At 73.6% G+C, this 17,974-nt stretch carries 16 protein-coding genes, 3 tRNA genes and 1 riboswitch; of the genes, 7 read left to right on the plus strand and 12 right to left on the minus strand.

Annotated features, from left to right (window positions below; genetic code table 11):
• Positions 1-258: 258 nt before the first annotated feature.
• From ACI1MP_RS04600 to ACI1MP_RS04610, 3 genes are all read right to left on the minus strand, one after another.
• Positions 259-705: an acyl-CoA thioesterase gene (locus ACI1MP_RS04600; protein ID WP_380332522.1), complete on the minus strand. Its 447-nt coding sequence runs from the start codon at positions 703-705 to the stop codon at positions 259-261.
• Positions 706-772: 67 nt separating this feature from the next.
• Positions 773-917: riboswitch (cobalamin riboswitch) on the minus strand.
• An 89-nt stretch (positions 918-1,006) separates the two neighbouring features.
• The gene (locus ACI1MP_RS04605; protein WP_404867778.1) at positions 1,007-1,297 is read right to left on the minus strand and encodes a sulfurtransferase TusA family protein; all 291 of its coding nucleotides are present in this window, start codon (positions 1,295-1,297) and stop codon (positions 1,007-1,009) included.
• Positions 1,294-2,586, minus strand: a complete 1,293-nt coding sequence (locus ACI1MP_RS04610) for an MFS transporter (protein WP_404867779.1) — start codon at positions 2,584-2,586, stop codon at positions 1,294-1,296. Before ACI1MP_RS04610 ends, ACI1MP_RS04605 begins: the two co-directional genes overlap by 4 nt.
• Positions 2,587-2,831: 245 nt before the next feature.
• On the opposite strand from ACI1MP_RS04610, the gene ACI1MP_RS04615 reads away from it, so the two are divergent.
• Together ACI1MP_RS04615 and ACI1MP_RS04620 are read left to right on the plus strand one after the other, a co-directional pair.
• Positions 2,832-4,700, plus strand: coding sequence for a flavin monoamine oxidase family protein (locus ACI1MP_RS04615; RefSeq protein WP_404867780.1), 1,869 nt, complete (start codon positions 2,832-2,834; stop codon positions 4,698-4,700).
• Between the two features lie 161 nt (positions 4,701-4,861).
• Positions 4,862-6,505, plus strand: a complete 1,644-nt coding sequence (locus tag ACI1MP_RS04620) for a translation initiation factor 2 (protein WP_404867781.1) — start codon at positions 4,862-4,864, stop codon at positions 6,503-6,505.
• A 33-nt stretch (positions 6,506-6,538) separates the two neighbouring features.
• Here the strand turns inward: ACI1MP_RS04620 and ACI1MP_RS04625 are convergent, their stop codons facing one another.
• The 3 genes from ACI1MP_RS04625 to ACI1MP_RS04635 all read right to left on the minus strand — a co-directional run bounded on the left by ACI1MP_RS04625 (position 6,539) and on the right by ACI1MP_RS04635 (position 10,468).
• The gene (locus tag ACI1MP_RS04625; protein ID WP_404867782.1) at positions 6,539-8,704 is read right to left on the minus strand and encodes a hypothetical protein; all 2,166 of its coding nucleotides are present in this window, start codon (positions 8,702-8,704) and stop codon (positions 6,539-6,541) included.
• Positions 8,705-8,922: 218 nt separating this feature from the next.
• The gene (locus ACI1MP_RS04630; RefSeq protein WP_404867783.1) at positions 8,923-9,870 is read right to left on the minus strand and encodes a hypothetical protein; all 948 of its coding nucleotides are present in this window, start codon (positions 9,868-9,870) and stop codon (positions 8,923-8,925) included.
• 79 nt (positions 9,871-9,949) lie between these two features.
• Complete coding sequence (locus ACI1MP_RS04635; RefSeq protein ID WP_380332543.1) at positions 9,950-10,468, minus strand: SigE family RNA polymerase sigma factor; 519 nt, start codon at positions 10,466-10,468, stop codon at positions 9,950-9,952.
• 161 nt (positions 10,469-10,629) lie between these two features.
• On the opposite strand from ACI1MP_RS04635, the gene ACI1MP_RS04640 reads away from it, so the two are divergent.
• A complete protein-coding gene (locus tag ACI1MP_RS04640) occupies positions 10,630-10,872 on the plus strand; it encodes a hypothetical protein (RefSeq protein ID WP_404867784.1) in 243 nt (80 codons plus the stop codon).
• A gap of 62 nt (positions 10,873-10,934) precedes the next feature.
• Here ACI1MP_RS04640 and ACI1MP_RS04645 read toward each other — a convergent pair whose 3' ends face one another.
• On the minus strand, positions 10,935-11,531 hold the full coding sequence (locus tag ACI1MP_RS04645) for a TetR/AcrR family transcriptional regulator (protein ID WP_043911431.1): 597 nt from the start codon (positions 11,529-11,531) through the stop codon (positions 10,935-10,937).
• A 222-nt stretch (positions 11,532-11,753) separates the two neighbouring features.
• Between ACI1MP_RS04645 and ACI1MP_RS04650 the strand changes: the two genes are divergently transcribed.
• The 3 genes from ACI1MP_RS04650 to ACI1MP_RS04660 all read left to right on the plus strand — a co-directional run bounded on the left by ACI1MP_RS04650 (position 11,754) and on the right by ACI1MP_RS04660 (position 14,308).
• Positions 11,754-12,893 carry an acyl-CoA dehydrogenase family protein gene (locus ACI1MP_RS04650; protein WP_380332549.1) on the plus strand — a complete coding sequence of 380 codons (1,140 nt, stop codon included), beginning with the start codon at positions 11,754-11,756 and terminating at the stop codon, positions 12,891-12,893.
• 96 nt (positions 12,894-12,989) lie between these two features.
• Entirely contained in the window at positions 12,990-13,748 is a 759-nt protein-coding gene (locus tag ACI1MP_RS04655; protein ID WP_100584754.1) for an SDR family NAD(P)-dependent oxidoreductase, read from the plus strand.
• 269 nt (positions 13,749-14,017) lie between these two features.
• Complete coding sequence (locus ACI1MP_RS04660) at positions 14,018-14,308, plus strand: hypothetical protein (protein WP_380332554.1); 291 nt, start codon at positions 14,018-14,020, stop codon at positions 14,306-14,308.
• 65 nt (positions 14,309-14,373) lie between these two features.
• Here ACI1MP_RS04660 and ACI1MP_RS04665 read toward each other — a convergent pair whose 3' ends face one another.
• The 4 genes from ACI1MP_RS04665 to ACI1MP_RS04680 form a co-directional block, all read right to left on the minus strand.
• Positions 14,374-15,909 carry an SDR family oxidoreductase gene (locus tag ACI1MP_RS04665; RefSeq protein WP_404867785.1) on the minus strand — a complete coding sequence of 512 codons (1,536 nt, stop codon included), beginning with the start codon at positions 15,907-15,909 and terminating at the stop codon, positions 14,374-14,376.
• 36 nt (positions 15,910-15,945) lie between these two features.
• Positions 15,946-16,018, minus strand: a tRNA-Trp gene (locus ACI1MP_RS04670).
• Between the two features lie 12 nt (positions 16,019-16,030).
• A tRNA-Val gene (locus ACI1MP_RS04675) sits at positions 16,031-16,104 on the minus strand.
• Positions 16,105-16,262: 158 nt separating this feature from the next.
• A tRNA-Ala gene (locus tag ACI1MP_RS04680) sits at positions 16,263-16,337 on the minus strand.
• 149 nt (positions 16,338-16,486) lie between these two features.
• Between ACI1MP_RS04680 and ACI1MP_RS04685 the strand changes: the two genes are divergently transcribed.
• Positions 16,487-17,386 (plus strand): GNAT family N-acetyltransferase, encoded by a 900-nt coding sequence (locus ACI1MP_RS04685; protein WP_404867786.1) that lies wholly within the window; start codon positions 16,487-16,489, stop codon positions 17,384-17,386.
• A gap of 24 nt (positions 17,387-17,410) precedes the next feature.
• Here the strand turns inward: ACI1MP_RS04685 and ACI1MP_RS04690 are convergent, their stop codons facing one another.
• Positions 17,411-17,710 (minus strand): transposase, encoded by a 300-nt coding sequence (locus ACI1MP_RS04690; RefSeq protein ID WP_404867787.1) that lies wholly within the window; start codon positions 17,708-17,710, stop codon positions 17,411-17,413.
• Positions 17,711-17,974: the final 264 nt, after the last annotated feature.

A 17,974-nucleotide genomic window follows, 5' to 3' on the forward strand; every position in this document is an offset into this window, starting at 1 on the left:
GACCACGAGAACCATGGGGTGCGCTACGCGCGTAGGCGGGCACACGCTGCCATGGTGGGGTAATCGGAGCTTGAACGGAACATGTCGATCACACGCCGTCCGCAATCACCCGATTCGTCCCGGCGTGACAGTGATCACGTGGCGATCGGGACAGCCGTGTGCCCGGAACGCCAGGTGGGGACGGCGTTCCGGGCACGGGAGGTGACGGCGCTCGCGTCAGTGCAGTGACGGCGCTCGCGTCAGTGCAGTGACGGCGCGTCAGGCGACCTCGGCGGGCTCCGCGGCGAGCAGCGCCGGGACGGGGCGCGGGCGGCTCTCGGCGTCGATGGCGACGAAGGTGAGCCGGCCGGTGGCGACCCGGGTGACGGGGCCGGCGGCGTTCCAGCGTTCGGCGGTGACGGTGACGTGGACGGTCATCGAGGTGCGGCCGGCCCGTTCGAGTTCGGCGTGCGCGGTGAGCAGGTCGCCGGCCCGGACGGGGGCCAGGAAGGCCATGCTGTCCACCGCGGCGGTGACGGCCGGGCCTTCGGCGTGCCGGGCGGCGGCCGCACCCGCGGCGTCGTCGATGAGCTTCATCACCACGCCGCCGTGGATGGTGCCGTAGAGGTTGGTGTCGTGCTCGCTCATGATGTGCGCGAGGGTGACCTGGGACGCCTGGACGGGCTTGGCGGCGGCCGTCACGGCTACGACGGTCTGGTCTGCCACGGGAACTCTCCTTCGCGAGTTGCGGCTCGGACGGTCCGCGGCGCCGGTGGGCGCTGCGGGCGGCGGCAGGTCTTCGGACTCGCGGGCATCTCCCGTGGAGGGCCTGTCTACTGGCCGTCGCTTCCCGGGCCGGTCGGGCCCAGTGCGTGTGACGGCGGTCGTTCCCGCTCACCGCTGCGAGGCAGTCCTGGACTCGCACCAGGTTCCCTCTTGCGACGCGCCCGCCCTGGCTCGGACGGGGGCGAACCGCTGCCCGACCAGCCTATATCCCCGTTCGAGGTGCTCCCGACGGCGGTGGCGGTCAGCCCGCCGGGCGGTGCCACGGGGCGTCGGCGCGGGTCGGGGCCGGGTCGGCGGTCAGGCGCAGCGCGTAGGTGTCGTCGGTGTCGTCGGCGACGGGGCCCAGGTAGTGGTGGCCGGTGAGGTGGCACCAGGCGGGGAGGTCGAGCGGGGCGGCGGGGTCGGTGGCGCGGACTTGCACCAGGGTGCCGGCGGGGGCGTCCGCGATGGCGGCGCGCAGGCGCAGCAGCAGGGTGACGCAGAGCAGTCCGCGGCCGTCGAAGGTGATCGCGGGTTCCTGGCGGTCCGTCATCGCCGGCCCCGGGCGGCCGCGGTGGCGAGGGCGGGGAGGAGCAGCAGGGCGAGCAGTCCGCCGCCGAGCGCGAGGACGGGGTAGCCCGCCAGGTCGACGACGGCGCCGGAGGCGAGGCCGCCGGTGGCGCCGGCGATGGCGATGGCGACGTCGACGCCGCCCTGGGTCTTGGCGCGGGTGGCGAGCGGGACGGCGTCGGTGAGGATCGCGGTGCCGGAGACCAGGCCGAAGTTCCAGCCGAGGCCGAGCAGGACGAGCGCGAGGGCGAGCAGCGGGACGGAGTGCGCGGGGGCGGCGGCGGCGAGCAGGCCGGCCGCGAGCAGGGTGAGTCCGGCGGCGGCGCCGACGGCGAGCGGACCGTGCCGGTCGACCAGGCGTCCGGTGAGCGGGGAGGGCAGGTACATCGCGGCGACGTGCAGGGCGATGACGAGCCCGGATGCGGCGGTGCCCTGTCCGGCGTCGTGCATGTGGACGGGCGTCATGGTCATCACGCCGACCATGACCACCTGGGTGACCACCATCACCTGGGCGCCGAGCAGGACGCGGTTGCGGGTGCGGGCGGTCGACGCGGCGGCGGCCGCGGGGTCGGCCGCAGGGTCGTCGGCCGGGGCCTGCTCCGTCGGGGCCGCGGCGGCGCGGGCGAGCAGCAGCGGGTCGGGGTGCAGCCGGGTGGCGAGGACGACCGCGGCGGCGGCGTAGGCCAGACCGGCCAGCAGGAACGGTCCGGCGAGGCGCGGCAGGTGGACGGCGTGCGCGAGGGCGCCGGTGGGGGCGGCCAGGTTGGGGCCGAGGACGCCGCCGAGGGTGGTGGCGACCAGCACGGTGGAGATCGCCCGGGCCCGGTGGCCGGGGGCGGCGAGGTCGGCCCCGGCGTAGCGGGCCTGCAGGTTGGTGGCGGTGCCTGCGCCGTAGACGAACAGGGCGAGGAACAGCAGGACGGGGCTGTCGAGCGCGGCGGCGGCGATCACGCCGACGCTGCCGACGGCGCCGGTGGCGTACCCGACGGCCAGTCCGGGGCGGCGGCCGCGGGCGGCGGATATTCGGCTCACCACGATCGCGGCGAGCGCGCTGCCGGCGGTGAACAGCGCGCTGGGCAGCCCGGCCAGTCCGGTGCTGCCCAGCATGTCCTGGGCGAGCAGCGCCCCGACGGTGATCCCGGCGGCCAGCCCCGCTCCGCTGAGGATCTGGGAGGTGACCAGCACGCCCAGGATGTGCCGCTGAACGGCGGGGTCGGCAGCGAGTTCGGCGGGTGGCGGCGCGGCGACGCCGGCGCTGGTCTCGGACTTCACGGCTCTCCTCTATTCTCCAATGTTTCGTGGAATACCTTAACCGCCCGCTGTCCCGACGGAACCCGTCCCGACCGCCCGACTCCGCCCCCCGACCGGCCTGCCGGGTCCGCCGACCGAGCGCCGGGCGCACGTGTCGGGAGCGGTAGCGCCGGCGGGTGCGGCGAGCGCCCCCCGTGCGAGTGATCAATGGGACTCGATGGGCGGAGCGCACATCTCGGGGTGTGCGGCGCTGCCAGGCTGAGCCGGTGATCTCTCGACGCGGACTGCTCTTTGCCTCCGGCGGCGCGGTGACGGCCGCCACCCTGGCCGGCCCGGTGGCCGGCTCCTCTCGTGCGGCGGGCGCGGCTCCGCCGGACCCGGCGCGGAAGGCGGCGGCGCTGATCATGGCGCGCCGGATCCTGCTGACCGACGCCGACCACAACGACCTGACGCTCGACTACCTCAAGCTGCTGACGGGCCGTCAGCGCCTCAAGAAGACCGAGACGCGCGACGTCCTGGTGGTCGGCGCGGGCGTGGCCGGCATGGTGTGCGCCCGGCTGCTGCAGGCGGCCGGGCACAGGGTGCGGGTGCTGGAGGCAAACCGCAGCCGGGTCGGCGGCCGGGTGAAGACCTTCCGCGGCGACGTCTGGCAGGACCCCCGGCTGCACGCCGAGGCCGGCGCGATGCGCATCCCGTCCAGCCACGTGCTGACCCTCGCGCTCGCCGACCACCTGAAGGTGCCGCGCCGCCCGTTCGACCTGGTGGACCTCCCGCCGGTGCCGGACCAGGTCTCGCACGACTCCCGCGTGGTCTACAAGTCGTGGACGGGCGAGGAGTTCGCCAGCGGCGAGGCCCCCGTGTACGTCGCGCCGAAGGGGCTCGGCAACCGCTTCGTGCACGTCAACGGGCAGACCGTCAGCAAGGCCGACTACAACGCCGACCCGGGCCCGATCAACAAGAGTTTCGGCTGGGACAGCGGCCAGACCACCGCCGCGGCCTTCGACAAGGCGCTCGACACCGCCCGCGCCTACACCATGACGAAGAACCCCGACGGCAGCTGGACGGACAAGCCGATCGCCGACCGGGTCACCGGCATGGCCGACCTGCTGTACGACATGGACGGCTACTCGCTGCTGCGCTACCTGCAGGAGGGCGAGGGCTGGAGCGACGCCCAGATCCAGGCCGTCGGCACGCTGGAGAACCTGACCAGCCGACTGTCCTACGGCTTCCTGCACTCGGTGTTCGACGCCGGCGACATCAACCCGTCCGTCACCTACTTCGAGTTCAATGCGGGCACCGACGCGCTCACCGAGGCCCTGGCCGCCGACCTGCCGATCGAGCGCGGCCAGGTCGTCACCCGGGTCCGCACGGACGACGACGGCGTGACGGTCACCTCCGAGCCGGAGACCGGCCCGGAGGACGAGGCCTGCGACGGCGCGATCGGCGGCCAGGCCCGCGAGTACCGGGCCGACATGGTGGTGCTGGCGGTGCCGTTCGCGGCGCTGCGGCACGTCGACTTCGAGCCGCTGCTCCCCTACGGCAAGCGCCGGGCGATCAACGAGCTCAAGCACGACACCGCGCACAAGGTACTGCTGGAGTTCACCGAACGCTGGTGGGAGTGGGACGAGGCCACCTGGCACGAGAAGCTCGGCAGCGACTACCGGCCCGCCCCGCACGGCGACGCGGTGGCCGCGGTCGGCGGCGGCTGCGTCTCCGACGAGGCCAGCCGGTTCGTCTACTTCCCCTCCCACCCCAGCGACGGCGGCGCGCCCGGCGGCGTCGTGCTGGCCGCCTACAACTGGGCGGAGGACGCGCTGCGCTTCGACGCCCTCACCCCCGCCGACCGGCACACCGAGGCCCTGGAGCACCTGACCGGCCTGTACGGCGAGAGGATCCGTCGCTACGTCACCGACCGGCACGTCTCGCAGTCCTGGCTGCGCAACCGCTGGGCGCTCGGCGAAGCCGTCATCGAGACGCCCGGCCAACTGCTCAGCCTCGGCCCGCACGTGGCGACGCCGGTGAACGGACGGCTGTTCTTCGCCGGCGACCACTGCCAGCCGCGGTACCACGCGTGGATCTCCGGCGCGATCGCCTCCGGCACGGAGGCCGCCATCCAGGTCGCCGACACGGCCTGACCACCTCGCACCGCCCGCCGCCGGTACCCGCCGATCCGTCGGCCGGGGACCGGCGGCCGGCGTTCCAGCACTCCTTCGCACCGGCCCTCTCCGGTGTCCCACTGCCCGTCAGCCGCCGTGTCCCGGCGGGCGGGCGGCGACCTCCCGGATACCATCGGCGCATGCGCGACACCGGCGGGGACCAGCGGCGCTCCGTGCTGCTGGCGTTCCGCTCGGCGGTGGCGCTGCACCGACTGCTGGACGTCCTGCCGGTGTTCGAGGGCGACGGCCGGATCTCCCGCTGGTTCACCCTGGTGCCCGGCTCCCGCTTCGACCTGGAGGCGCTGGCCGCGCTCGACCGCTCCGGCGCCCGGGTGATCGACTTCGAACAGGCCACCGACCGGCCCTTCGACCTGATCCTCACCACCAGCCCCAAGGGCGCGCTGGCCAGCCTGTCCGGCCGCGCCCGGGCCCTGCTGCCGCACGGCGCGGGCTTCAACAAGGCGCTGCACGACGAGGGTTCGCCCGAGCTGCCGAGCGGCCTCGACCCGGCGTTCCTGCTCTCCGACGGCGCGCCCTGGGCCGACCTGCACGGCCTCGGCCACGCCGAACAGCTGTCCCGGCTGGCCGAGTTCTGCCCGCCGGCGGCCACCCGCGCGGTCGTCGTCGGCGATCCCACCCTGGACCGGATGCTGGAGTCCGGCCCCCGTCGCGAGGCGTACCGGGCCGCGCTCGACCTCGGCGAGCGGACCCTGCTGGCGGTGCTATCCACCTGGGGACCGGAGAGTCTGCTCGTCCAACGACCTGATCTGCCTGGCGAGTTGGTGCTCGGCCTGCCGGTGGACCGGTACCGGGTCGCGCTGCTGGTCCACCCCAACGAGGTCGGTGAACGCAGCCGCCTCGACCTCGCCGAGCAGTTCCGCCCCGAACTGCGGGCCGGCCTGCTGCTGCCCTCCCCGCACCAGGACTGGGCGGCGGTCCTGGTCGCCGCCGACGCGGTGATCACCGACCACGGCTCCACCGCGCTGTACGCGGCCGCGCTCGGCCGCCCGGTGCTGAACGCCTACGACGGCAGCCGGGAGTTGATCGCCGGCACCCCGATGGCCCGACTGCTGGCCGCCGCGCCGCGCTTCACCGGCCTGGAGACCGTCCGCGGGCTCCCGCCGTCCACGGCCGCTCCCGGCCCCGCCGCCGACGCCTTCGACCGGCCCGGGCAGGCCCTCGGCCTGCTGCGCACCGAGCTGTACCGGCTGCTCGACCTGACGCCCCCTCGGCGGGCCGTGCCGGCCCAGCCGCTCCCCGTGCCCTCGGTGCCCCGGTCCGCCGCGCCGGCGCTCGCGGTGCGCGCCGAGGTGGACGGGCAGCGGGTCCGGGTGGAACGGTTCCCCGCCGCCACCGACCTGCCGATCCACCACCTGTCCGCCGAGCACCCGGTGGCCGGCCTGGCCCAGGTGCGCAGCGCCGCCGTCCTGTGGCGACGCCCGGGCTCCGGCCGCTGGACGGTCTCCGGCTGGACCGCCCACGTCCTCGCCGAACTCCCCGCCTGCCTCACCGCCGCCGCCGTGCTGTCCGCCGACCGCATCGTCCTGCGCCACCGCCGACGCGGCACCCTCACCGTCCGACTCGCCCCCGGCCGCTCCGCCGGCCGCATCCACCGCATCGACCCGTCCGCCGCCGTCTCCGCCGTCCACGCCTGGCTCGGCACCTGCCCGACGCTCTCCCCGACACCCGACCGTCCCGTCGAACTCGACTGCGTGCTGGCCCCGTTCACCGCCCGCCTCACGATCCGCCCGGCCCGGGCGGAGGAGCTCGACGCGGAGCTGTGACCTGCCGCCGACCGGGCTGGGGTCGCCAACCGGTCAGTGTTCCTCGGGGCGCGGCTCCTCCGGGGCGGACTCGTCGGGGACGCCGCCGTGTGCGGCGCGCAGTTCGGTGGCCTTGGCGCGGTGGTGGGCGGCCTGGTCGGGGCGGCCGGTGCGGTCGGCGAGAGTGGCGAGGTCGGTGCGGATGCGGGCCTCGTCGAAGGTGGAGCGGCGGGCCTCCGCGTCGGCCAGGGCGGCTGTCAAGTGCGGTTCGGCGTCCGGGTATCGGCCGGATCGGAGCAGGGCCTGGCCGAGGCCGAAGCGGGCCCGGGCGGTCATCCGCTGGCGGCCGGTCATGCCGTCGAACGCCCGGTACGCCTGGGCGAACAGCTCCGCGGCCCCGGTCGGGTCGTCGGCGGCGGCCGCGGCCTTGGCGGACTGGTAGGTCTGCAGCGCCGCGCCGTACCCGTTGTCGATCGCCAGGTGGATCGCCCGGGCCGTGTCGAAGTCGGCGCGAGCGGCGGTGAAGTGCTCGCCGGCGGTGTCGGCGTCGCGATGCGCGGCGGCCCATTGGCCTTCGGCGAGGGCGAGTTGGCCGCGGAAGTCGACGGCGGAGGCGGCGAGACGGCGGTCGTCGAACTCGTCGCCGAGCAGTGCGGCCAGCGCCCCGGCCCGGTCGAGGGCGGCGGCGGCTTCCTCGAACCGGGCGGTCTCCCACAGCGGCCGGGCCAGCAGGCAACGGGTGCGGATCCGGGCCGGAACGCTCTCGGTCCGGTCGGCGGCAGCCACGGCGGCGCGGAAGGCGTCGATGGCGTCGGCGTGCCGCGGGTGGTCGAGGAAGTGCGTCCACAGCGATTGGGCGAGCGCCACGGCGTCCTGGTCGCGGCCGCTGTCGTGGGCGAGCGCGACCGCGCCGTACAGGGCCTGCCGGTTCGCCTCCATCCAGTGCAGCGCCTGGGACTTGGCGGTGCCGAGGTCGGCATCGGGGACGTCCGGCAGTGGCGGGACCTCGGGTTCGACGGTGAGGCGGCGGCCGGCCATCAGCAGGTCGGCGCGGGCGGTCTGGCGGCGCAGCCAGTGCAGGACGCGGCGCCGGGCCTCGGCGCGTTCGGCGCCGTCGGGATCGGCCTGTCGGGCCCGGCGGCCGGCGTGGCCGCGGACCAGGGCGTGCTGGCGGTAGCCGTCGGCGCGGTAGTCGAGCAGTCCGGCGGTGACGAGTTCGGCGAGGGCGTCCTCGGCGGCCGGCAGGCCGTGGCCGAGCAGCGCGGCGGCGGTGTACTCGGTGGCGAACGGGCCCGGGCACTCGGGCAGGACACGGTACAACTGGGCGGCGGTGTCGCCGAGTTCGGCGTAGGCGGCGTCCCAGACCGCCTCCACCGGCCGGCTGCCCTGCTGGTGGAGTTCGGCGGTGAGGCGTTCGGCGAGGGCGGCGAGGCTGCGGTGCGGGAGGCGGCGGGCGAGTTCGCCGGCGACCTCGGCCGCCTTGGGCAGTCCGGCGCACGCGGTGGCGAGGGTGCGCACGGCGGCGGGGTCGGCGGCGGCCCAGCGCTGTTCGCCGAACAGCAGGCGCAGCAGTTCGGCGGTGTGGTCGGTGCTCAGCGGGGCGAGGGTCAGCTCCAGCGGGGCGGTGTCGCCGAGGTCGTACAGCGGGCCGTGGCTGGTGACCAGCACCAGGCTGGCCGCGGAGGCGGGCAGCAGCGGCTGGACCTCGGCGCCGGTGCGGGCGTTGTCGACCACCAGCAGTCGACGGCCGCCGCGCGTCCGGGCCCAGTACTGGCGGGCCAGGGCGCGGAAGTCCGGCCCCAGCCAGGCCCGTTCGACGCCCAGGCCGGACAGCAGGTCGGCGAGTACCGCGGCCGGGTCGACCGCGCCGTCGCGCCGGTACTCGTCCAGGTCGACGTAGTGCGCGCCGTCCGGGTAGCGGTCGGCGAGGCGGTGGCCGACCCGCAGGCACAGGGCAGTCTTGCCGATGCCGCCCAGGCCGCTGATCGCCACCACCTGCGGGGTGCCCGCGCCGGCGTCGGCCGGCCCGCGGAGCTCGGCGATGCGTCGCTGTTCCTCGGTCCGGTCGACGAAGTGGGCGCGCTCGGGCGGCAGTTCGAAGGCCGGGGCGGGCGCGGTGGCGGGCGCCTGGTGGATGTTCACGGTGCCGACGTGCTGTGCCTGCACCACGGTGTCCACCCGGGCGTCGTCGCCCACCACGTTGCGCGTCTGTTCGGTCACCCGCCAACCCTACGCGCCGGCAGGGGTGCTGACCGGGAGACGGCGGAACCCGGGCGGGTGGGCGTGCCAGGGTGTCGGGGTGTCGGCCCTCGGGCCGGGATGCCGACCGGCGGGCCGAGGTACCGACTGGCGCGCCGAGGTGCCGGCCCTCGGGCTGGACGTCAGGACTCGGGCCGGGCGTCAGGACTCGGGCCGGGCGTCAGGACTCGGGCCGGGCGTCAGGACCTGGGGACGGCGAACCAGTGCCAGTCCGGGCTCTCCGCGACCTCGCGCCAGACGGCGAGCGGGATCGGCGGCTCGGTGCGGGTCTTGAGCGACTTCCCGCCGGTGTAGTCGCGCAACCCGCTGTACTCGGTGAATTCCAGCACGGTGCCGTCCGGTCGCCACACGCTGACCCGGTGGCTGTACAGACCGGGCACCGGAGCGTCGTTGGACTCCACCATCTCCCCGGTGCCGTCCGGCAGGAAACCGAAGTGGCAGCCCTGGACGGAGCGGGCCCCGTTGCCGAGCACGGTCTCCGCGCACTGGAACGGCAGCGCGCTCGGGTCGACGGGCGCGTTCCGGTCCGTCGGAAAGGCGGCCTTCGAGTGACGCACCGTCACCTCGATGCCGGCCGCCTCGCCGGTGCCGTCGACGTAGTGCACGAGGACGCCCATGGTGCCGACGGGGAGCGAACCGGGGTGGTTCTCGGCGCCCTTGAGGTACTGCAGGTCCGCGGGCAGCAGCGCACCGAGCGTCTTGGACACCTGGGCGGGCGTGAACGCCAGCAGGCCGCCGGAGAGCGGGGTGCCGGTGGCCGACGGCCGACCCGGCGTGGGCGGCGCGGACACGTTGAATGCCGAGCTGCGGTCCGGCCCGGGACTCGGCTCCCCCTGGCCGGACGAACGACCGAACAGGCCCGCCGGGTCGGTGGCCGAGGCGACGCCCGCACCGGCCGGGCCGGTGCTGCCGACGGGCGTCCGCGCGGTAGTGCCGGACAGTGCGGCGTTCGCACCGGCCGCGACCACCGCGACGACGGTGAGCGCGGCGCCCGCCCCCTGCAGTCGCCGGACCAGCCGGAGCCGACGACCTCGCCGCTTGCTCTCCGCGACGATCACGGCGACGGGGACGCACAGCTCCTCGACGCTCTTCTCCATCATCCGGGAGAGCTCCCGGTCCAGGTCCAATGTTCGTTGCCTTCCGTACTGGCGGGTGGGCGCCACGAGGTGGCGAAGGTCGGGCGGGCGACGCGGCCGGGTCGGCCGGTCAGTCCTGGAGCAGCAGCGCGCGGTCCGGACCGAGGATGGCACGCAGCCGGGTCATCGAACGGGAGTTGAGGCTCTTCACGGCACTGACGGTGATGCCCATCGCCTCCGCCGTCTCCTCCAGGCTGTAGTCCTCCAGGTAGCGCAGCACCACCGCGGCCCGGTTGCGGGGCGGCAGTTGGCGCAGCGCCGCGACCAGGGTGATCCGCAGCGCGGCGGCACTGCCCTCCCGGACGCCGACCATCGGCTCGTCCGGGAACTCGGCGACGACGACCTCGGTGGAGCGGCGCAGCCGACGGTGCGACAGGTAGCAGCGCAGCAGCACCTTCCGGGCGTACGCGTCGACCCCCGCCTCCCCGTCGCCCCGCCGCAGCCGGCCCCAGACCGGGTACATCTTCGACAGCGTGGTCTGCACCAGATCCTGGGCCTGGTGCCAGTCCCCGCACATCAGGTACGCGATGTGGAACAGGCGGCGTGCCCGACTGGCCGCGAACTCGTCGAAGTCGAGCCCCTCGGTCATGTGGTCCCCCGGATGAGAATCGTTTCGTCAATGTGCTGAATAGACGCTGCACCGGGGGCGGTTCGTCGCGCCGCCCAAGATCAAGATTGAGTAACGCAGGGGCGGACGCCCTGTCCTTCCCGCCCTCCCGTTCGCCCGGCGACGGCGGCACACTGGACCTCATGGATCCCGTCGAACGCGCCGGCCGCACCGAGCACGTCACACGTACCGAGCACGTCGCACGCATCGACCGCGTCGAGAGCGGCGAGCACACCGAGAGCACCGGGCGCGAGGGCGGCGAGCCTGCCTGCTGGCTGCATCTGGTCTGCGAGGAGTGCGGCAAGGTCCGGGAGGGCGGGCGGTGCCCGGTCTGCGACGCCGAGGCGGCGGGGCCGTCCGTCGCCGAGGTCGACGCCGGCTCGTAGCAGGGCGGTCGGCCGGGCGTCGCCGGGCCCTCAACAGGTCCTCACAGGTCCTCAGCAGGTGCTCAGCGCAGCAGGCCGTGCAGCAGCAGCTCCGCCAGGTGCCCGTACGCCTCGGCGTCGGCCAGGCCGGTGGTCTCGGCGACCTGGCGCTGCTGGATGCGGACCATCACCGAGCTGATCACGTCCGCCGCGAACGCCACGTGGGTCTCGCGGAAAGCGCCTTCCGCGACCCCGTCGTCAATCAGCTGTTGAATCTGCCGGGCGGCGGCGCGGGTGTTGCGGCCGTACACCTCGGCGGCGGGCTCGAAGGCCGCCAGGTCGTCGAAGAACCGGGCTGAGCCGGGGGCGAGTTCGGCGGAGACGGCACGCAGGTAGGCGGCCAGCCTCGCGGCCGGGTCGGTCTCGGCGGCCAGCGCGGCCTCCACCCGGGAGGTGGCGTCGCGGAAGAAGTGCACCACGGCCGCCCGGACCAGCTGTTCCTTGGAGCCGGCCAGTCCGTACAGGGTGCGCTTCGAGCAGTGCAGCCGGGCGGCGAGGTCGTCCAGCGTGAACTGGGCGAACCCTTCGGCGGTGAAGAGTGCGACGAGTTCCTCGAAGAGGGCGCTGCGGCGGGCGGCGCCCCGTCCGCTGGGCTGGGGTGCGGCGGCGCTGTCGATCACCGGGCCAGTATGACAGTCGACCTCTCCGCAGCCGCCGATCCGGCCGCCCCGCGCACCCCGGGCCCCGTCCCGTACTCCCCCGCGCTTCCTGTGCGCCCTCGCTTCCCCCGTCCTTTCCCGGACTTTTCCCTGTTCACCGTCTCCGGGGCCACCACTGCCGCCTCTACTGCGCTACGCTTCCCGGTACTGACGTACCGCTTTGCGTACCGCTTGGAGCCGGACATGGCCGTGGATCGCCTGCTTCCCACCGAGGAAGCCGCGGACCTGATCGCGCTGACCCGCGATCTCGCCGACAAGGAACTCGCCCCGAAGGTCGAGTCCCACGAGAAGCAGGAGCTGTACCCGGAGGGCCTGTTCGCACTGCTCGGCCAGGCCGGCCTGCTCGGCCTGCCGTACTCGGAGGAGTTCGGCGGCGGCGGGCAGCCGTACGAGGTGTACCTCCAGGTGCTGGAGGAGCTGGCGGCGCGCTGGGCGGCCGTCGCAGTCGCCACCAGCGTGCACACCCTGGCCTGCCACCCGCTGAACGCGTTCGGCACGCCGGAGCAGAAGGAGCAGTGGCTGCCCCGGATGCTGGCCGGTGAGATGATCGGCGGCTACAGCCTGTCCGAGCCGAACGCCGGCTCCGACGCGGCCGCGCTGACCTGCAAGGCGGAGCCGGTCGACGGCGGGTACCGGATCACCGGCACCAAGGCGTGGATCACCCACGGCGGCAAGGCCGACTTCTACGCCCTGTTCGCCCGCACCGCGCCCGGCGCGCACGGCATCTCCTGCTTCCTGGCGCCCGGCCAGGTCGAGGGCCTGACCTTCGGCGCGCCCGAGGAGAAGATGGGCCTGAACGGCGTGCCGACCACGGCCGCGTACTGGGACGGCGCGCTGCTCGCGCCGGAGCGCCGGATCGGCGCCGAGGGGCAGGGCCTGTCCATCGCGTTCTCCGCCCTCGACTCGGGCCGGCTCGGCATCGCCGCCTGCGCCACCGGCCTCGCCCAGGCCGCACTGGACACCGCCGTGGCGTACGCCAACGAGCGCACCACCTTCGGCCGCAAGATCGTCGACCACCAGGGCCTCGGCTTCCTGCTCGCCGACATGGCCGCCGCCGTGGACTCCGCCCGCGCCACCTACCTGGACGCGGCCCGCCGCCGCGACCTCGGCCGCCCGTTCAGCCGGCAGGCCAGCGTGGCCAAGCTGATCGCCACCGACGCCGCGATGAAGGTCACCACCGACGCGGTGCAGGTGCTCGGCGGCTACGGCTACACCCGGGACTTCCCGGTCGAGCGGTACATGCGCGAGGCGAAGATCATGCAGATCTTCGAGGGCACCAACCAGATCCAGCGCCTGGTGATCAGCCGCCAGTTCGCCCGCTGATCCCGCGCCCCTGACGGTTCGTCATTTCCCGTTCGGGGTCGTTGTGCAACGGCGCCGAACGCCACCCCGAACGCCACTCGGAAAGGGCTTTCCAGCATGCAGCTCACCGGTACCGCCGCCCTGGTCACGGGTGCCGCCTCCGGCCTCGGCGCGGCCACCGCCGCCCACCTGGCGGGCCTCGGCGCCCACGTCTACGGTCTGGACCTGCCCAAGGCAGTCGAGTCCGCCACCCCGCCCGAGGGCGTCACCCTGCTCGGCGCGGACGTCACCGAGGAACAGCCCGTACGCGACGCGCTGGCCCGGATCGCCTTCGACGGCCACCCGCTGCGCCTGACCGTCAACTGCGCGGGCATCGCCCCGTCCGCCCGGATCGTCGGCCGCCGCGGCCCGCACGACCTGGACCTGTTCCGCACCGTGCTGAACGTCAACCTGATCGGCACCTTCAACGTGATGCGGCTCGCCGCCGAGGCGATGTCCGCCCAGGAGCCCGACGAGGCAGGCCAGCGCGGACTGGTCGTCAACACCGCGTCCATCGCGGCCTTCGAGGGCCAGGTCGGCCAGATCGCCTACGCCGCCTCCAAGGCCGGCGTTGCCGGGATGACCATCACCGCCGCCCGCGACCTCGCCCAGTTCGGCATCCGCGTCGTCACCATCGCCCCCGGCATCGTCGACACCCCGATGATGGCGAGCTTCTCCGACGAGATCCGCGCCGGCCTCGCCGCCACCGTCACCTTCCCGCAGCGCCTCGCCCACCCCGAGGAGTACGCCCGCCTGGTGGCCATGGTCGCCGACCACGACTACCTCAACGGCGAGACCATCCGGATGGACGGCGCCCTGCGGATGTCCGCCCGCTGAGCACGCCTTCCCGCTGTGAGGCAGGGCCGCCCCCGGTGGGCGGCCCTGTTTCGTGGCGCTGTTTCGTGGCGCTGTTTCGTGGCGCTGTTTCGTGGCGCTGTTTCATGGCGCTGTTTCATGGCCCGCCTCCGCGTCCCTGTCCCGCCGTCCTGTTTCGCAGCCGATCGGACGAAACGGGTGAATTCCACCGGATGTCGTTGTCCTCGGTCGACGACGGGTGCAGGCTGTGCGCTGGGTACGAACTTCCGTCCGTGAAAGGGTGCGCAGCCGTGAACGATCCGCTTCAGGTCACGCCGTTGACGATCAGGCCGGCGAGTGCGTTCAGCTACGACCTCGGGACCCACGGGATGTTCACGGTGAACTTCAGCGTCCCGGGCGTGACGCCGAGCAGCGTGGTGATGGCGTCGATGACGGAGATCAACTCGAACGGCCAGCCCTTCGTCGGCGACGCGACCACGACCGTGCACAACGTCGCCCCCGGCAACGGCAACGTCCGGCTGCGGGGCGAGGTCGGCTGGAGCTCCGACCTCTCGGTGCGGGTGTACTTGCTCGTCAACTGACCACGTCGGCAGGCCCTCTGGCCGGTCCCGGCCTCGCCGACCGATCTCGACGCCGGGCCGATGCGTCACCAGTCCGCGACCTGGTAGTCCTTCAGGAAGACGCCGCTGAGCGGCTCGCCCGCCTCGCCCCGGACGATCGGGTCGTAGATCCGGGCCGCGCCGTCCACGATGTCGAGGGGGGTCCGGAAGCCGGCGCCCGCCATCCGGGACTTCTTGGGCGCCGGGTTCTCGTCAGTGATCCACCCGGTGTCGACCGCGCACATGTGGATGCCGCGCTGGGCGAGTTCGGCGGCGCTGGTGCGGGTGAGCATGTTCAGGGCGGCCTTGGCCATGTTGGTGTGCGGGTGTCCGGGCATCTTGTTGCGGACCGCGAACCGCCCTTCCACCGCCGTCACGTTGACGATGTACCGCGACGGGTGCGGGGACGCCTCCAGCAGCGGCAGCAGCCGGTCGCAGAGCAGGGCGGGGGCGAGCGCGTTGACCAGTTGGGTCTCCAGCACCTCCGCCGGATCGAGTCCGCCGAGCGTCGCCGACCAGGAGTTCTGCGGGGCACGGTCGGGCAGCAGACCCGCCTCGTCCACCGGGGCGAGGGACGGCAGCGCCGGAGCCGTCAACGCCGCCTCCCGCGTTGCCGGTTCAGCGGTACGTGCGGCGGTGGGCGCGACGATGGGTACCGCGTCGAGTTCGACGGCCGGCCAGGCGGTGGCGAGGACCGGCACCGGGCGGAAGCCGGGAGCGTGACCGACCTGCACCGGGACGGGGCCGTGCTCACCGGCGGCGAGCAGCGCGTACGCCTCCGGCGGGCGGCGGACGGTCTGCGCCGCGTTGTTCACCAGGATGTCCAACGACCGCCCCTCGGCCCGCAGTTGCTCGCACAGGCCGAGAACCTGTCGCGGGTCGCGCAGGTCGATGCCGACGATCCGCAGCCGGTTCAGCCAGCCGGCGCTGCCCTCGGCGGCGGCGAACCGGCGCAGCGTGTCGTGCGGGAAACGGCTGGTGACGGTCAGGTCTGCGCCGTCGCGGAGCATCATCAGCGCCAGCTGGAAGCCGATCTTGACGCGCGCACCGGTGAGCAGCACCCGCCGACCGGTCAGGTCCGTGCTGAGGACGCGTCGGGTGGTGTGGTCGGCGGCGCAGTCCGGACACAACCGGTGGTAGAACCCGTCGAGTTGGCGGTAGTTGCGCTTGCAGACGTAGCAGCGCCGGTTCCGCCGGAGCTCGCCGATCGGGGTGTGGCCGGTCGCACTGGCAAGTGGGGCGTCCTCACGGCGGCCGTCGCCGCCGGTAGCGGTGGCAGCGCTCAGTTCGGCATCGGCGAGGACGGCCTCGGCGCGACGCTCGCGCCGGCGGTGCTGGCGGCTGTCACGCACGAAGGACTCGGCGACGCGCTCGGCACGCAGCCGCAGCGGGTGGTCGACGGGCAGGGCACGCAGCCGTCCGACGGCGCGGTCGAGCGCGGCGAGTTCGGCCTCGACGGCGGCCCGGGTCTCATCCAGGCCCTGAGGCTCGCCCGGGCCGCGGGTCTCTTCCAGGCCGCGGGTCTCTTCCGGAGCCGGGGGCTCGTCCGGGCCGTGGGTGTCGGTCGGCTCGGGCGTGCTCATCGGGCTTCCTTCGGGGTGACGGCGCGTCAATGGGGTGGAGCCCGACCGGATTCGAACCGGCGTGTTCCGCCTGTGGAGGGCGGCGCGCCTGCCTCTGCGCTACGGGCCCGTGACCGGAGGCCTCACGGGGGCCGGATTCGAACCGGCGTTTACGCGCTGTTGACGCGCCGCGCCTGCCTCTGCGCTACGCCCGGGAGGTGAGAGGGATGCTACCGGTACGCACGGGGAGCTCGGCAAGCGCTTTCCGTGGGCCTGTCCCGACCAACAGGAAACCGCTTTCCGCATCCCCCCGCCCCGGCCGATGGTCGTTGGCCGACGAGGAGGCGCGGAGAGCGGTTACCGTTCGTCAGAGCCCCCGGGGGCCGGATTCGAACCGGCGTGATCCGCGATGCATTCACGGCGCGTCTGCCTCTGCGCTCACGCCCGGGAGGTGGAAGAGATGCTAGCGGCTCGGCTCATATCGTCGACTGGGTAATCGACATGCGGTCTGGCATCCGTCTTCTCGAACGTCGGTCAACGTCTCGGTGAAGGCTGAAGCCTCTGGCCCCGCACATGGTTCTCTGACTAAAGTCAGAGAATGGACAGGGTGCAGATCGACCAGGTGCGGCAGTTCAACCGCACCGTCACCGAACGTGTGGGCGTGCTCCACGACCACTACCTGGGCCGCGACCGGCCCATCGGTGAAGCCCGGCTGCTCTGGGAGATCGGCGAGGAGGGCCAGGACGTGCGCCAACTGCGCGAGCACCTCGCGCTCGACTCCGGGTACGTCAGCCGGCTGCTGCGCTCCCTGGAAGCCGACGGCCTGGTGACGGTGGAGCCGCAGCCCCGGGACAGGAGGGTGCGCACCGTCCGGCTCACCGATGCGGGCCGCGCTGAGCGCGCGGTGCTCGATGGCCGCAGCGACGAGCTGGCCAGCTCTCTCCTGGAGCCGCTCAACACGACCCAGCGCGCCCGGCTGACCGCCGCCATGGCCGAGGTCGAACGGTTGCTGACCGCTGCGACGGTCACGCTGGACGCGGTTGACCCGGACCACCCTGACGCCCAGCACTGCCTGCGGTCCTACTTCGCCGAGATTCAGGCACGCTTCGAGACCGGCTTCGACCCCGCGCGGAGCCTGCTGCCCGACGCGGGCGAACTCCGGCCACCGCGCGGCCTGTTCCTGGTTGCCCGGCTGCACGGAGAGCCCGTCGGCTGCGCCGGCCTGAAGCTGCCCCCCGGCGCCCCGGCCGAGATCAAACGCATGTGGGTCGCGCCCCGCACCCGGGGCCTCGGTCTCGGCCGCCGGTTCCTGACCGAGCTGGAGACTCAAGCCGCTCAGCAGGGCTGCGAGGTACTCCGCCTGGACACCAACAAGGCGCTCACCGCGGCGATCGGTCTCTACCACTCCAGCGGCTTCCAGGAGGTCGCTGCCTTCAACGACGAGCCGTACGCCCACCACTGGTTCGAGAAGCGGATCAGCACACCACCGTCCGAATGAGGGCCCAGGTGGACTGGCGGCTTGTCAGGCGGCTCTGGCCGGGTAGTCGGTCCATGACCGGATCGCCGAGTCGGGCGCGAAGTTCGTCTTTGGTTCCGCGCGGGTGTTGTGCCAACGGACGTGGGCGGCGATGGCGGCGTTCTGCTCATCGTGGCTGCGACGGTCGGTGCCGTTGAGTGCGAAGTAGCGCAGGGCCGCGAACTCGGACTCGATCCAGTTCAGCCAGGAGCCGTAGGTCGGCAGGAAGACCAGCTCGACGTCGTTGTCGGCCGCCCAGGTGCGGACCTTGGCGTGCTTGTGCGGGGAGAAGTTGTCCAGCACCACATACAACTTCTGCCCGGGCCGGCGTGCGCGCAGGGCCTTGAGGAGGCCGAGGAACTCGCGCCACCGCTGGCGCGGGTGAATGCGGTAGTACAGCTTGTCCGGTGGCCAGATCGAGCGCGGCGAGCATCTGCCGCACGCCGCCGTAGCGGTTGTAGGTGGCCCGCAGCCTGCGCGGACGCCTTACCCGCCCCCACGCCTTGCCCTTGCGGGGCATCGAGTTCAGCGGCCTGAACTCATCGACGCATATCACCCGCCCGTCGGCGG

The sequence above is a fragment of the Kitasatospora griseola genome (assembly GCF_044999035.1).
Classification (GTDB): Bacteria; Actinomycetota; Actinomycetes; order Streptomycetales; family Streptomycetaceae; genus Kitasatospora; species Kitasatospora griseola.